Raw genomic sequence first — 14,705 nt, 5'->3', positions numbered from 1 at the left:
TGGCATAATCGAAAAAGAGGCTTGCGATCATGACCGAAGTGGCAACCGACGCCCGCACACCGCCCGTGGCGGTATGGCAGATCCTGGAAAAGCTGAAAGGTGACGCGTTGAAGGAATGGCGCGTGGCCGAGGTGCAGGGCCGCGCATCGATCGCCGAACGCGGGCTCGACATCGGTTTTCCGTTCGGCTGGTATCCGCTGCTGCTGTCGTCGGAGCTGGCGCCGGGCGAGGTGCGGCCGCTGCGCTATTTCGGGCAGGAGCTGGTGATCTGGCGTGGGCAGGATGGCGCGGTGCGCATGCTCGATGCCTATTGCAAGCATCTGGGCGCGCATATGGGCCACGGCGGCAAAGTCCACGACAACCTGCTGGAATGCCCGTTCCACGCCTGGCGCTATGACGGCGACCACGGCGTGGTGGCCGACATCCCCTATGCCCGCGTGATCCCGCCGCAGGTAAAGCGCAAATGCACGCGCACCTGGCATGTGACAGAGGCCAACCGCTTTATCTGGGGCTGGTACCACCCCCAGGACGCGGCGCCGCTGTTTGATGTGGTGCACTTGCCCGAATGTTCCGACCCCGACTGGACCGATTTCGATGTGACCGAATGGAATGTCTGGGGATCGATCCAGAACATGGCCGAAAACGGCGTCGATGTGGCGCATTTCCGCTATATTCACGGCACCGCCAATGTGCCGCTGGGCGAACTGCGCTGGGGCGACTGGGGCCGGGGCGCCGATGTAAAGGCGAAAATGGGCACGCCGTGGGGCGAAGTCGATGGCTGCATCAGCTATGACACGATGGGCCCCGGGCAAAGCTGGACGCGTTTTACCGGCATTTCCGAAACACTGCTGGTGGCCTGCATCACCCCGGTGGAGCTGGACCATGTGCATGTGCGGTTCTGCTTTGCCCAGCCGCGCGCCCAGGCCGAGGGCGAACGCGCCGGGGTGGCGCGCGCCATCATCCGCGACATCTGCAAACAGTTCGATCAGGACAAGGTGATCTGGGACCGCCAGAAATTCGAAACCAACCCGGTGATCTGCGACGGCGACGGCCCGATCCCGCAGTTCCGCAAATACTATGCCCGCTATTACGCGTGATCACGCGGCGTAAGGTGCTGGCAGGCGCGGCGGCAAGCATGGTGGCAACAGGCGCTGGCCGGGTGCTGGCTGGAACAAGTACAACGGGCGGGGGCGGCGGAATGATCGGGCACGTGCTGGATAGCGAGGATGCCATGGGTCTGGCCGACCTCGTGCGGCGGCGCCAGCTGGGCGCGGGCGAACTGCTCGATGCGGTGATCGCCCGGGCAGAGGCGCGCAATCCGGCGTTCGGCTTCATGGCGCAAAGGCTGTATGACCGGGCGCACGCGGCCATCGCCGCCGGGCTGCCGATGGGGCCATTCCACGGTGTGCCCTGGCTGCTGAAGGATCTGAACACGCATATCGCCGGGACCCGCACCGGCAACGGCAGCCGGTTTTACAACGACTATCGCGCAACCGAAACATCGGAACTGGTCACGCGGATCGAACGCGCCGGCTTTGTCATTTTCGGCAAGACCACCTCGCCCGAATTCGGCCTGACCGGCACCACCGAAAGCGCGGCAACCGGCACAACGCGCAACCCGTGGAACCCCGCGCGGATCGCCGGTGGATCATCGGGCGGTGCGGCGGCGGCGGTGGCGGCGGGGGTCTTGCCCGCCGCACATGCCACCGATGGCGGCGGATCAATTCGCATTCCGGCATCGTGTTGCGGGTTGTTCGGATTGAAACCGAGCCGCGGCCGGGTGCCGATGGGGCCGGGACGGACCGAGGGCTGGGGCGGGCTGTCGGTGCACCACGCGGTCACCCGATCGGTGCGCGATTCCGCCGCGATCCTGGATGCAACGCACGGGATCGAGCCCGGATCACGCTATGGCGCGCCCACGCCCGACGCGCCATTCCTCAGCCAGGTTGCCCGCGATCCGGGGCCTTTGCGCATCGCGCTGATGACGCAGCCGTTGTCGGGCACAACGGTCGATCCCGATGTTGTGGCCGCGGTCGAAGCCGCCGCCAAATTGCTCGAAAGCCTAGGTCACCATGTGAATGTGGCCGCGCCGCAGTTGGACGCCGGCGCGATCGGCCGCGCCAGTTTCGTGGCGATGGCCAGCTCGGTCGCGGCCGACGTCACCGACCGGGCACAGGCGACCGGGATCAGCATTGGCCCCGACACGCTGGAGCCGATCACGCTTGCCATGATCGCCTTTGGCCAGACCTGCACCGCCATGGACTTCGCCCGCGCCAATGCGACGCTGCAGACCGCCGCGGTCACCGTCGCGCGCTTTATGGAACACTACGACGTGATCCTGTCGCCCACACTTGCCGCCCCCGCGCTGCCGCTGGGCACGATCACCCTCAGCCCCGGGGTGGATTTCGCGCAGTGGGGTCAGCGCGTCAGCATGTGGTCGCCGTTTGCGCAGCTCGCCAACATGACCGGCCAGCCGGCGATGTCGCTGCCGCTGGGCATGAGCCGCGATGGCCTGCCCATTGGTGTCATGGCCACTGGCCGCTATGGCGATGAGGCGCTGCTGTTCCGCCTGGCCGGCCAGATCGAACGCGCCGCGCCATGGGCCGGGCGGCGCGCAAGCATTTAGAGCGCCCTGCGATAAATCTGCACCACCGTGACGGAGCCAATTTTGGCCCAGCGCGAGGATCGAGGAGGGAGCAATGCGGGCCATTGTGACCGACGAGAGACGCTGCGATGGGCCAAAAGTGGCCCGCCCCTGCGGGTTGCGCTGGAAAGCCCCGTGGCAGCGTCGCAGCACTTGCACGGGGCAACCAGCCCGCGCTGCGTGCTGCTTCTCGCCACGGGGCTTTCCAGCGCAATCACGGTGGTGCAGATTTATCGCAGGGCGCTCTAGGCCGCTGCGTCCGCTCGTCGGCACCATCCATCCCGCACCGCGGTGTTAACAAATCCTTGATAGCCGTTAAGGAATTGTAACGAAACATTTGTAAGGTGTTCCCCTGCAAAAGAGCCTTCTGGGGCGATCTCCGGGGTGAGGCAATCGATTGGGCAGCGCGTTGGCGCGGCCCTGGTTTGATTGCCGCGCACCGTTGAGCCTTGCCAACGTGGGGCTTGTCATGAACGATCCGTACACTTCGATTTCTGCGCCTGGTCTGTTCACGACTGCCAGCTGGTCAGCCGCTTTGGCGCAACCGCATAATTCGATGGCGCAGTTGCAGGACCTGCTGACCCCGGGGGGGAAGGCGCTGGCCGCGGGGACCGAGCATACTTTGTTTGGCAGTACGATTTCATCGACGATCCTGTTTACGCCGCATATGTGGGTCGCGGATGCCAATGGCCTGTTTCACACGCCGACCGACCTCAGCCAGGAATGGGCCGCCGCCTATGCGGACGCGCAGGCCGGCAAGGCGCTGACCCCGCTGCAACATCTTGAGGCAACCGCCCAGGCGGTGTTCCTGAACACCAATATCAACAAGCTGGATGCGGCCACGCAGGAACGCGACCGCGAAGACACCACCCGCGAATATGACACGATCATCGTCGCCATGGAACGCCTGGGGATTGCCAATACGAAGCAATTGACGGTCAACGACTATCTGGCGATTTCCGAACAGATCCGGGCCGATCCCGTGCTGCAGGAACTGGCCATCCAGGGCCACGGGCTCAATTCGCCGCCTTCGGCCAAATACAACGGCTATACCCAGGATTTTCAGCACAATGTTGACCGCACCACGCTGTTTGTTGGTGGCGGGCTCGACAACAACCAAAACGCGCTGACCGATTTTTTTGACGATGTCGTTATTTCGCACGAATGTTATGTGACCGTGCCCCAATGGGGCGGGCTGGAACAGCTGAACCAGAATGCCAACAACGAAGACCAGGTGGCGCTTTCGGTAAGTGCATTCAACGATGCGATGTTCAACCGGGTCTATTCCGCCAAGGATTTCAGCCAGAAACCCGGCACGCTGACCGACACTGTGGTCCCGCCGCCGGAATACACGGCCAGTTATGGCCCGACACAGATGCTGGGGTTTTACAACACGCCGGTTGATCGCACGCAGACCGTAGCCAATGCCGATCTGGGCGCCGGGATCACCCACACCTGGCAGGCCAATGGCGCCGGGCGCTATATACTGACCGGGTCGACCAACCTCGCCGCCGAATGGCTTGGCTATTATCAGGTGCTGACCACCGGCACCGCCGCGCAGCAGGCCGCACTGACCAATATCCAGCGGCTGGAAGGCAATATCGAGGGTATTTTCCTCAACACCGGCCTGGCCAAACTGTCGGCCAGCCAGCTGGCCACCGACCGCATGGATATTCAGCGGCAACTGGATGCGCTGTCGGCGGCGATGGTGATTGCCGGGGTAGGCCCGCAGGCGCAATTTACCGACATCAGCTACCACGCCACCAGCCTGGTGCTGCAGGGCAATGCCAATCTGGATGAGCTCGCCCTGCAGGGACACGGGCTCGGCGGCACGGGCCTCGCGCGCTATGCCGGCTATCTCAACGATATGCAGTGGGCGAGCCAGAGCCTGACCGACAGCCACACGCTGTATATCGGCACGGGGTTTGATTCGGGCGCCAAGGCCGTGACCGGCTTGCTGAATGATCTGTTGCTGCAACCGTTTGCCCAGGCCGCGCAGAATGGTGTGCTGTATCAGCTCGACTATGATGGCGACACCGGGATTACCGTGGCCGCCGTGATGGGCGGGGTGAATGCGGCGATGACGTCGCTGCAATATGGCGCAAATGCCTTTGCCACGCCCGGTGCCGGCAACACGACGGTCGGGGGCAGCAGCCTGCCGGCCAGCGTCACGTTCAGCGGTGCGCTGCTGGGAACGGGGGTCACGCATACCTGGTCGCTCAATGCGGACGGGCAATATGTCACGACCGCCAATCTGGCCGCCGAATGGAAGCAATATTACACCGCGATGACCGCCGGCAATGGCGCCACGCTGACCGCGATCCAGCGCTGGGAAGGCAATGCCGAAGGTCTGCTGGAGGCGGTCGGGTTTGTCGGCACGGATGCCACCAATTTCCGCATGGATATTCAGCGCGTGATCGACGCCACGTCACAGGCGATGACCACGCTTGGGCTTGGCACCGCACCGCTGTCGAGCGCAAACTATGTCGCGTTGTCCAACATGATCCAGGGTACGCCGCTGCTGAACGAATTTGCCCAGCAGGGTGAAGGTCTCAACAACCCGCCGCAGAGCAAATACGCCGGTTTCGTCAACCAGTTCCAATACAACCACAATGCCGGCCAGTTTTTTGTTGGCGGCGGCATGGACAATGGCAAGAACGCAGTCACCAGTTTCGGGTCGGACTTCATCGTCGGCTACCTTGCCAATCCCACCTACTGGAACAACGGCACCCTGCTGCAGCTCAACCAGAACGGCAATGATGTCGGGAAAGTTGCTGACGTGGCGGCCAACTTCAACCAGACGCTGTTTGGCCAGGTCTATGTCGCGGCCGACTTTTCCAAGACCAGCACTGCAAAGGGCACGATCCTGACCATTCCCGGCGCGGTGCCGGGCGTCGGCGACAATGCGGTGGCCGGCAAGGGCCAGGTCGTCACCGCCAACGGTGCGGTCATCAGCGATACCGTGACCGGATTGGCGCACGACTGGAAGGCCAACAGCAAGGGCCTGTTCCAGACCACCACCGATCTGGCGCTGGAATGGTACAAGGCGTATCAGCAATTGCTGACCAATCCGGCGGGTATGACGTGGGCGCAACGCGCCGAGGCCAATGCCGAAGCGCTGTTTGAGGCCACCGGCATCACCAAGCTGAGCGAGGCGGAGCAGGGCAGGTTCCGTGCCGACATCCAGCGCGAGATCGACGCGATCTGGGGCGCCATGGGTACCGCCGGGCTCCAATCAAAGACGGCGCTATCCGCGCAGGATTTCGTCGTGTTGGGCGATACTTTGCGTGGCAGCCCGGCACTGCTTGAACTGGCGACGCAGGGCCGTGGCCTGTCCGGCGGCTGGAACACTGTCGAAAGCGGGTACGAAAACGATTTCAGCGGGCGCAGCAGCCAGTATCTGTTCGTCGGGGCGCTGCCCGATGCCGGCCGCCGCGCGATCGGCAATGTGCTCAACGACATTGTCGGCGGTGATCTGGTGTTCGGTCGGGCGACGATCGACGGCGTCACCTATCTGCGCAGCGCCGGGTGCGGGGTCGGTCAAACGCTCAACGCTGCGTTGACGACCTTCAACGCCGGATACCGCCTGGTGCTGACCGCGGCCAATGTCATGGTACCGGGCGGGGTCGCTACCCCGGTCGTGGCGGCGCCCCCCGCGCACGGCACCAACCAGTCTGGCATCTGGCTGGCCCCGACGCTGACCGCCAACGGCCATGTATGGACGATCAATGCCGACGCACTGTATGAAACCGGCAACCTCGAAATCGAATGGCGCTCGCTCTATCAGGAATTGCTGAGCACCGGCGGCGCAACGATGACGCCGTGGCAACGGCTCGAAGCCAATGCCGAGGCTGTGTTCGAAAACACCGACATTCGCTACCAGTCCGAGTCACAGATTCAGCGCGCTCGCGAAGACGTGCAGCGTGTGATCGACGCCGAAGCCGAAGCCGCCAAGATCGCCAAGGTGAACATATCCGGGCCGCTGAGCACTGCCAGCGCGGTCGCCATCAAAAACGTGCTGAATGGCACCACCTTACAGGGGCAGGTCTTGGGTGAACTGGCACTTCAGGGCGCAGGCCAGGGGAATAACGCCGCCAATCACGGTGCGGCGCGTTACAACGGCTATGCCAGTGACTTCCGCTATTCGGCCGGCAATTCGCAATTTTTCGTCGGCGGCGGGGCCGGCAATGGTACTTATGCACTCGCCTCGTTCGTCGGTGACGTGTTGATCAACGACCTGATGTTTGGCACCACGCTGCAGAACGGTGCGCTCTACGCGCTCGACCGCGAAGGCGGGACGGCCGGCACCCTGCAGGACCAGACCACAGCGCTCAACAACCTGATGTATCGTCAGATTCTGGTGGCCTCAGACTTCTCGTCGAATGCCAAGGCAACCGGTGCATTCGTGCTGATGGCCAACGCACCGGCCTCGATCATCGCAGCACCGCTGCCGACCTCTACCACCAAGGCCGGCATGGTAGTGACCGCCGAAGGCGCGTCTATCGCATCGACCCAGACGCTGAACGGTCACACCTGGGTGGCGGGCGGTGACGGGCTGTTCCACACCGGTGATCTGTCGGCGGAATGGTTGTCGCTGTACAATCAGGCCAAGGCGGGCGCCAAGCTGACCACAGCACAGATGCTCGAAGCCAATGCCGAGGCGGTGTTCCTCAACACGGCGATCGCCGGCTGGTCAAAAAAGCCGGGCGGCGCTGGCATGGCCCAGACCGCGCGCGAAGATGTGCAACGGATCATCGACTCCCTGGTCGAAGCCGAAAATCTGCTTGTGTCCCAAAAACTCCTTGGTGCCGGCGGCGTTATCACCCTCAGTGGCAACCGGGTCGATACCATCGACCGGACGATGTCCACCAATCCGGTGTGGAACGAATTCGTGCTGCAAGGCTATGGTGCGGTAGGGGCCGATCAGGGTTCGACGTATTCGGGGATGCAGGGCGACATCGCTGGTGCGGACTGGTCGACAAAATACACCGGCGGCGGGTTTGACAACGGTGCCGGCGCGACCCGCGAATTTTTGCGCGATGCCGTACTGGGCGATGTCGGCATGCCGGTGTTTGTCAGCTGGAACGGGTTGATTTCGGCCAAGACCAACAACACCTGGCAAAGCCTGGAGTTGAACCGCAGCTTCACGCAAATAAGCCTGTATGGCGGTACCAAGTTGTTGACCAAGGCCGATTTCACCTGACGGGGTGGGGCGCTTGCCGCAATTTGCGGTCAACCCGGAATATACAGTTGCGCCGCCTTGCCGCCATCGACCGGCAGTGCGACCCCGGTGATATAGCTCGCCGCGTCAGACAGCAGGAACACGATCGCTTCGGCCAGTTCATCGGGCTGGCCGCCGCGCCCCATCGGGATGGCATCGGTGGTGCGCGCCGCCGCGTCGGGGGCCTGGGTGTTGTAGGCTTCGGTCGCCGGGGTCTGCACCTGGCCCGGTACGATGGCATTGACGCGCACCCCCTGGCGCGCGCCCTCCATCGCGGCGACCGCAGTAAACTGGATTAACGCGGCCTTTGAAGCCGAATAGCTGGCCATCATCGGTGCTGCGCGGATGCCGCAGGTCGATGAAATGTTGACGATCGATCCCGATCCTTGCGCAGTCATCACCGCCATCGCCGCCTTGGTGCCAATGAACACCGCATCGGCGTTGACCGCGAAATCCTTGCGCCAATGGTCGATCGTCAGCCGCGCAATCGGCGCATAGTGCACCGACATCGCGTTGTTGACGAGCATGTCCAGCCGCCCGTGACGCGCCGCGACATCGGCAACCAGCGCGGCAAAGGCATCGGTGTCGGATACGTCCAGCTGGTGCGCCTCGACCATGGCATCTGCCGCGTCGCCGCACTCTGCGGCGATGGCAGCGCGTGCCGCCTCCAGCCGGTCGGTCCGGCGCGCGCAGATCGCCACGGTCGCGCCGCGCCGGGCCAGCATGCGCGCCGTGGCCAGGCCGATGCCGTCGCTGCCGCCCGTGATAAACGCCACTTTCCCCTGCAAATCGCGCACCATGGCCTGCATCCTTTGTCTATCATGACCCAACGAAGACGCAGATAGCCATATTATTGGCGGTTTGGGAAGAGATATGCGTAAATTTCTGACGTAAAAAATGCGTGTTCATGCAATTGTGCGTGCATGAGGTGCGCAGCGGTCCTGTCCTTTGGGGCAATGCGTGTCGCGAACCGCGGGAAACTTGCGCAAAGCGTAACAGTGGCGCTATGCTGTGATCCAATGCGAAATATGTCATGCGTTTTGGTACGCATGACTCGTTTAAGGAGAAGGTGCATGGCAATTTCCGCGTCCACGCTGGACCTGGTGGCCGCACGGGCTGATGATGGGCGGCGGAACCGGCGGATTGCCGATGACGTAGTGCAGGCGGTGATTGGCGATGGGTTCATCCGTCACTTCACGCCGGCGTCATATGGCGGCAGCCAGGCCAAACCGCAGGATTTCTTTCGTGATCAGGTCGATCTGGCCGAGGCGGATATGAGCACGGCCTGGGCGCTTGGCATCGTTGCCGTGCACAATTACCAGATCGCGCTGCTGGACCCGCGCGCACAGGATGAAGTGTGGGCCGATGGGCCCGATGCCATGGTCTCCAGCTCGTACAACCCGGTCGGTGCGCATACCGAACTGGTTGACGGCGGGGTGATGCTGTCGGGGCGCTGGGGCTGGTCCAGCGGCAGCCTGCATTGCAACTGGGTGCTGTTGGGTGGGGTGATCCCGACCGAAGGCTATCGCACGTTCCTAGTGCCCGCCGCCGATTACCGGATCGAGGATACCTGGCATACGATGGGGCTGCAGGCGACCGGATCGAACGACATTGTCATCGATACCCCGGTGTTCGTGCCCGATTATCGCACGCACAAACAGATGGATGGCTTTCATGGTATCCACCACCAGCCGCCCGGTTATTATGACCTGCCGTGGGCGCAAGTGTTCATCCGCGTGGTCAATACCAGCGCGATCGGCGCAGTGCGCCATGCCCTGTCGCTGTTTCGCGACCGCGTCGGCCTGGCCAGCACCGACCAGACCAAGAGCCCGACCGATCCCGACGTGCTGGATCGCATCGCGCGCGCGTCGTTGCTGGCGGAAACCAGCGCAAAGATCATGGTGCACAATTTTGAAGAGATGGAGGCCTGCGGGTTCAAACCATCGATCCTGGACCGCGTGCGGTCCCGCTATGAGGCCAGCCTGGTCGCTGATCGCTGCATCGAAGCGATGGACCTGCTGATGGATGTGGCAGGTGGCCGCTCGGTCTATGCCGGCAATGCGTTTCAGGACCTGTGGCACGATGTGCGCATGGCCCGCGCGCATGTCGCCAACAACCCCGCCGGCTTTGCACGCAACTATGCCGCGGTGCTGATGGGCGCGGAAAACAAGGATATGTTTCTGTAATATAATCATGTTTCCCCCTGTCCTTCAGGGGAGGGGCTTTATACTCCGCTTTCGGCGGCCAGAATCCGCCCCATCGCAACGCTGCCGCTGATCGTGGTGCGGTGGACAATGCGGATCTGATCGACCGGGTGGCCAAATGCCATGTGCATGGTGCGGCGGTTGTCCCACAGCACCATGTCGTCGTTTTCCCAGTCGTGGATATATTGGAACCGGGGGTCGAGCGCGTGCGCGATCAGGCGGTGGATCAGCGCGTCGCCCTGATCACGCGGGCGGCCGATCACGCGGTCGATATTGAGCGTGCTGAGGTTGAGCACCTTTCGCCCGGTTTCGGGGTGGGTCCACACCAGCGGATTGGCGACCGGCGCAAATGCGGGATAATTGTCGTTGCGCGGGGACAGCCGGCGTCCCGCGGGACGGTTGAAACGCATGTCCTCCAGCCCGGCACAGAACAGATAGACTGCTTCCAGATCGGCGATTTCCGCCTTTGTCGCGGTATCGAGCGCGTCATAGGCGGCGGCGGTGTCCAGCCAGCCGGTCTGCCCGCCGGTTTCCACCTTTTGCACCATGCGCAACAGCGCGCCGGCATTGGGGGTGGTGGCAAACGCCAGATCGGTATGCCACGGGATGCGGCCAATCGTCGGTACGCCGTCGAAATCATAGACCGGGCTGGTAGAGCCGCCCTGATTGCTCAGCAGGATCAGTTCGGGATGATCGGGGTGCCGGAATTTGGGGATCGGGTGCGGCTCCAGTTCCCCAAAACAGCGGCTGAGCGCCAGCTGCGCGTCGGGCGAGGTGCCGATGCCGCGGAACACCAGCACGCCATGATCGAGCCAAAGCTGGCGCAAGGCCAGCGCGGTTTCGGGCGCGATCGCGACCGACAGGTCAATCCCCGTCACTTCGCATCCGAACCCGCTGGTCAGTGGCTGTACGGCAAACGGCATCGGCCCGGTTCCCTTCAGATAAACCAGCTGCCGCCGTTGACCGTAACCGTGCTGCCGGTGGCAAAGCTGGCATCGGGGCCGGCCAGAAACGCCACCGCGCCGGCGATTTCATCGGGGTGGGCCAGCCGCTTCATCACGCTGTCGGCAGCGACCGCGTCTTTCACCTCTTGCGGCAGCGGCGCATAGATCGGGGTTTCGGTGGCGCCGGGGTTGACTGCGTTGACGCGGATGCCGCGCGGGGCCAGCTCGCGCGCCATCGCGCGGGTCATGCCGATGATCCCGGCCTTGGCCGTGCAATAGGGGATCGGGCCGTTGCCGGCGACCGCCGCGGTAGAGGCGATGTTGATGATCGACCCGCCGCTGCCCTGTTCGGCCATGATGCGGATGGCTGCGCGGCTGCAGCGGAATGTGCCGTCCAGCGTGACCGTCATGACTCGCAGCCAGCCTTCGTCCTGGCAGTGGATCGTCTGGTCGGCGTGGATTGTCTGGTCGGCTCGGGCCGCCGGGTCGTTCGCCTGCGCGGCCTGGCCGGCGTAAAATTCGGCCATGCCATCGCCCGGCGCCGATCCGATGCCGGCGTTGTTGACCAGGATATCGACACCGCCCAGCGCCGCACGCACCGCGGCAAACGCGGCATCGACCGACGCGGTATCGGCCACATCGCAGGCAAATCCGTGATGCGGATCACCCAGCACGGCACCCGCGCGGATGGCATCAAGATCGAGCACCGCGACCAGCGCACCTTCGCTGGCCAGGCGCCGCGCGATTGCCGCGCCGATGCCTTGTGCGCCGCCGGTCACCACCGCGCGTTTGCCGTTCAGACGGGTCATGATTGTGCTTCCTTTTTGGCCGCCGGATAGTCGGTATACCCGCGCGCATCGTCACCATGGCCGGTGTAGAATGTCGTCCGGTCGGCTTTGGCCAAGGCGGCGCCGGCGCGGAACCGTTCCACCAGATCGGGGTTGGCAATATAGGCATAACCGAAAGAGACGGCATCAGCCTTGCCCGACGCGATTACCCCTTGCGCCTTGTCGCACGTCAGTCCGCCGTTTTCGATCACCGGGCCGGACCAGTTGGCGCGCACCAGATCGAGCGCATCGAACCCCGCGTTGGGAATATGGATCAGGTGGCACCAGGCCAGGCCCAGGCCATCGACCGCGCGCAGCAGGGCGGCATAGGTTTCGGCCGGATCGGCATCCGCCATGCCATTGAAAGATACGCCGGGGCAGATGCGAAAGCCGACCCGGCCCGGCCCGATTGCGGCGGCCATCGCGGTCAGCGTTTCCACCGCGAACCGGATGCGCCCGGCCACCGATCCGCCCCATGCATCGGTGCGCAGGTTGGAATTGGACGACAGGAATTGCATCGGCAGATAGCCGCTGGCGCAATGCAGCTCGACCGCGTCGATCCCCGCTGCGCGCGCATTGCGCGCGGCGGTGACATAGTCGGCGATCACGTTCGGGATTTCTTCGGCCAGCAATGCGCGCGGCAGTTCGGTTGGCACCGGCACGCCGTCGGGGCCCGGGATCGGATCGGGGCAGGCGATGGCGCTCGGCGCGATGGTCTCGGCATCGGGCGCCTTGTTTGCGCGCACGCTGGCGCGGCCGACATGCATCAACTGCATGGCGATGCGCCCGCCGGCCTGATGCACCGCCTCTGCCACGCGCGCCCATCCGGCAATCTGTTTGGGGGAATGAATGCCCGGCGTGCGCCAATACCCTTTGCCCGCCGGCGTCGGCTGCGTGCCTTCGGTAATGATCAGCCCGGCGGACGCGCGCTGGCGATAGTATTCCACCATCAGGTCGGTGGGTTCATCGTCCGGCCCGGCCCGATCGCGGGTCATCGGCGCCATCACCATGCGGTTGGCGCAATCGATATCGCCCAGCCGCACGGGTGAAAACAGGTCGGCCATCACCACTCAGCTCCGCACGCGCGGTTTGGGCAGCGGGGCACCGCGGCGCATGGTTTCGATGAATTTTTCGAGCGGAGCGGGCGGTTCGACCGGGCCGTCATGCGGCTTGCCCTGCCGTTCCCAATAGCTTTTCCAACTGGGGAACAAGTCGTGAAAGCTGCCGTGATAGGGCGGAACGCCGGGCCAGCGCATCTTGCGATCCCCCACCGGCGGCTTGTTGAGGTCGCTGGCGTACCAGTACAGCGGCAGGCGGCGGCGGAAATACCAGCGTCCGTCCACGCGTTCATACTGGTCGAAATACATCATCTGCATCAGCACCCATTCAGGCCCGCATTCGTGTTCGTTTTTGGAATAGACCACGCCTTGCGCATGGTCGGGATCATCAAAATCGATCACGTGCCCGCCGATGTGGTGGCTGGTGCCATCAAACTGCATCGAATGGGTTTCATCAAACCAGTCGCGCAGCGCCGCGCGGCCCTGCTTGCCGCCACCGACGCGCACATCGGCGGGAAACAGGTTCACCCAGGCATCACCATCGCGCATGTCGAGCGCCAGCGAATATTTCGCGGGCAACTGGCGGATCGCATCAAGCGATTCCAGCCGGTCGATGCGGGCGAGCAGGGCGGACATGTCGGTCATCGCGCGGGCCTTTCGGAACAGCGGGCACACGCGGCCGGTGCGCCATTTGCGCTATCCCATAGCCCTCATTTTACGCAAATGCAAAGGCCATATGCGCAACGTGGCGCATATACGCTGTTACAGTCAGTCTTCGTCGACCACTTCCATTGGGCGTGTGATCTTGGCCATGCGTGCATTGTATTTGATCGTTTTCACCGCGATCGAGGTTTCGACATGGTGCACGCCCTTGATCGTCAGGATCTGGTCAGAGGCGATTTCCACCAGTGCATCCAGTTCATCGACCAGGCACATGGCGGTAATGTTGAACTGGCCCATGGTGATCAGCACGGCGTTGACCTGCGGAATGTCGGCAATCGCGCGCGCCACTTCGCGCACTTTGTCGACGTCCGCCTGCACGTTGATGAATGCCAGGCGCGCCCGCTTGGCCATTTCAAAACCGGTGATCGCGGTAAAGGCGATCAGCCCGTCCTGTTGCAGCCGCTTGATGCGACCGCGCACGGTGCCCTCGGTCACGCCCAGTTCGGCGGCAATCTTGCGGTTGGACACGCGCGCATCGCGCGACAACAGGTCGATCAGTTGCTGGTCCAGCGTGTCGAGCGTCGGGGCTGCCATCGCGCTTACTCCTTCGCCTCGATGGGGGCGACGTCGAACTGGTATTTGCTGATATCGACGACGATCGCCGGGGTCAGCGCGCGGATACCCTGAATTCCGGACAGGCGGTCGAGCATGAAGTGCGACAGATCCTCAAAATCGTGCAGCGCCACCAGCATGTCGATGTCATAGCGTCCGGTAACGATATGCACGGCAAACACTTCGGGCAGGGCGGCCAGTTCGTGCGCCACATCCGATGCCGGGCGACCATCGATTTCGACCGAGATCCGCAACAGCACGTTGAATCCGTGCGCGGTAAAGTCCGACACTGCAACCACGCGCAGCTGGTTGGCATCCTCCATCCGTTTGATGCGGGTGGATACGGTGGTGGCCGTCAGCCCCAGCAGTTCGGCAATCTGCTGGTTGTTGGCGCGGCCGTTTTTGCGCAATTGCTCGACAATGTTGAGGTCGGTGGCGTCGAAACTGAAGGTTTGCGTCATAAGCCCCGGCATTTTTCCCGCATTGTGCTGCTCCGGCGGTTTGCGCATCAGCCCGCGCGGCGTCAACTCCA

11 protein-coding genes are annotated in these 14,705 nt (G+C 63.5%); 4 read left to right on the top strand and 7 right to left on the bottom strand.

The features are described 5' to 3' along the window. Positions 1–29 precede the first annotated feature (29 nt). From ABWP89_RS03910 to ABWP89_RS03900, 3 genes are all read left to right on the top strand, one after another. On the top strand, positions 30–1,097 hold the full coding sequence (locus ABWP89_RS03910; RefSeq protein WP_353227376.1) for an aromatic ring-hydroxylating oxygenase subunit alpha: 1,068 nt from the start codon (positions 30–32) through the stop codon (positions 1,095–1,097). A gap of 101 nt (positions 1,098–1,198) precedes the next feature. Next, the gene (locus ABWP89_RS03905; protein WP_353227374.1) at positions 1,199–2,626 is read left to right on the top strand and encodes an amidase; all 1,428 of its coding nucleotides are present in this window, start codon (positions 1,199–1,201) and stop codon (positions 2,624–2,626) included. Positions 2,627–3,113: 487 nt separating this feature from the next. Then, a complete protein-coding gene (locus tag ABWP89_RS03900) occupies positions 3,114–7,847 on the top strand; it encodes a hypothetical protein (RefSeq protein WP_353227373.1) in 4,734 nt (1,577 codons plus the stop codon). 29 nt (positions 7,848–7,876) lie between these two features. Here the strand turns inward: ABWP89_RS03900 and ABWP89_RS03895 are convergent, their stop codons facing one another. After that, positions 7,877–8,665, bottom strand: coding sequence for an SDR family NAD(P)-dependent oxidoreductase (locus ABWP89_RS03895; protein WP_353227371.1), 789 nt, complete (start codon positions 8,663–8,665; stop codon positions 7,877–7,879). 273 nt (positions 8,666–8,938) lie between these two features. Between ABWP89_RS03895 and ABWP89_RS03890 the strand changes: the two genes are divergently transcribed. Beyond that, positions 8,939–10,051 carry an acyl-CoA dehydrogenase family protein gene (locus ABWP89_RS03890; protein ID WP_353227370.1) on the top strand — a complete coding sequence of 371 codons (1,113 nt, stop codon included), beginning with the start codon at positions 8,939–8,941 and terminating at the stop codon, positions 10,049–10,051. Positions 10,052–10,089: 38 nt separating this feature from the next. Here the strand turns inward: ABWP89_RS03890 and ABWP89_RS03885 are convergent, their stop codons facing one another. The 6 genes from ABWP89_RS03885 to ABWP89_RS03860 all read right to left on the bottom strand — a co-directional run bounded on the left by ABWP89_RS03885 (position 10,090) and on the right by ABWP89_RS03860 (position 14,634). Beyond that, positions 10,090–10,992 (bottom strand): TauD/TfdA dioxygenase family protein, encoded by a 903-nt coding sequence (locus tag ABWP89_RS03885; RefSeq protein WP_353227369.1) that lies wholly within the window; start codon positions 10,990–10,992, stop codon positions 10,090–10,092. Between the two features lie 14 nt (positions 10,993–11,006). Beyond that, a complete protein-coding gene (locus tag ABWP89_RS03880) occupies positions 11,007–11,822 on the bottom strand; it encodes an SDR family NAD(P)-dependent oxidoreductase (protein WP_353227368.1) in 816 nt (271 codons plus the stop codon). Beyond that, complete coding sequence (locus ABWP89_RS03875; protein ID WP_353227367.1) at positions 11,819–12,904, bottom strand: alkene reductase; 1,086 nt, start codon at positions 12,902–12,904, stop codon at positions 11,819–11,821. The genes ABWP89_RS03880 and ABWP89_RS03875 overlap by 4 nt, the downstream gene beginning before the upstream one ends. A gap of 6 nt (positions 12,905–12,910) precedes the next feature. Next, positions 12,911–13,543, bottom strand: coding sequence for a nuclear transport factor 2 family protein (locus ABWP89_RS03870; protein ID WP_353227365.1), 633 nt, complete (start codon positions 13,541–13,543; stop codon positions 12,911–12,913). A gap of 123 nt (positions 13,544–13,666) precedes the next feature. Further along, on the bottom strand, positions 13,667–14,155 hold the full coding sequence (locus tag ABWP89_RS03865; RefSeq protein WP_353227363.1) for an Lrp/AsnC family transcriptional regulator: 489 nt from the start codon (positions 14,153–14,155) through the stop codon (positions 13,667–13,669). A 5-nt stretch (positions 14,156–14,160) separates the two neighbouring features. Next, positions 14,161–14,634: an Lrp/AsnC family transcriptional regulator gene (locus tag ABWP89_RS03860; RefSeq protein WP_353227362.1), complete on the bottom strand. Its 474-nt coding sequence runs from the start codon at positions 14,632–14,634 to the stop codon at positions 14,161–14,163. Between the last annotated feature and the right edge of the window lie 71 nt (positions 14,635–14,705).

This window comes from Novosphingobium sp. (genome assembly GCF_040398825.1).
In the GTDB taxonomy this organism is placed as follows: domain Bacteria; phylum Pseudomonadota; class Alphaproteobacteria; order Sphingomonadales; family Sphingomonadaceae; genus Novosphingobium.
The sequence above is the reverse complement of the archived record's forward strand: the minus strand, read 5'-3'. Positions and strand labels throughout refer to the sequence as shown.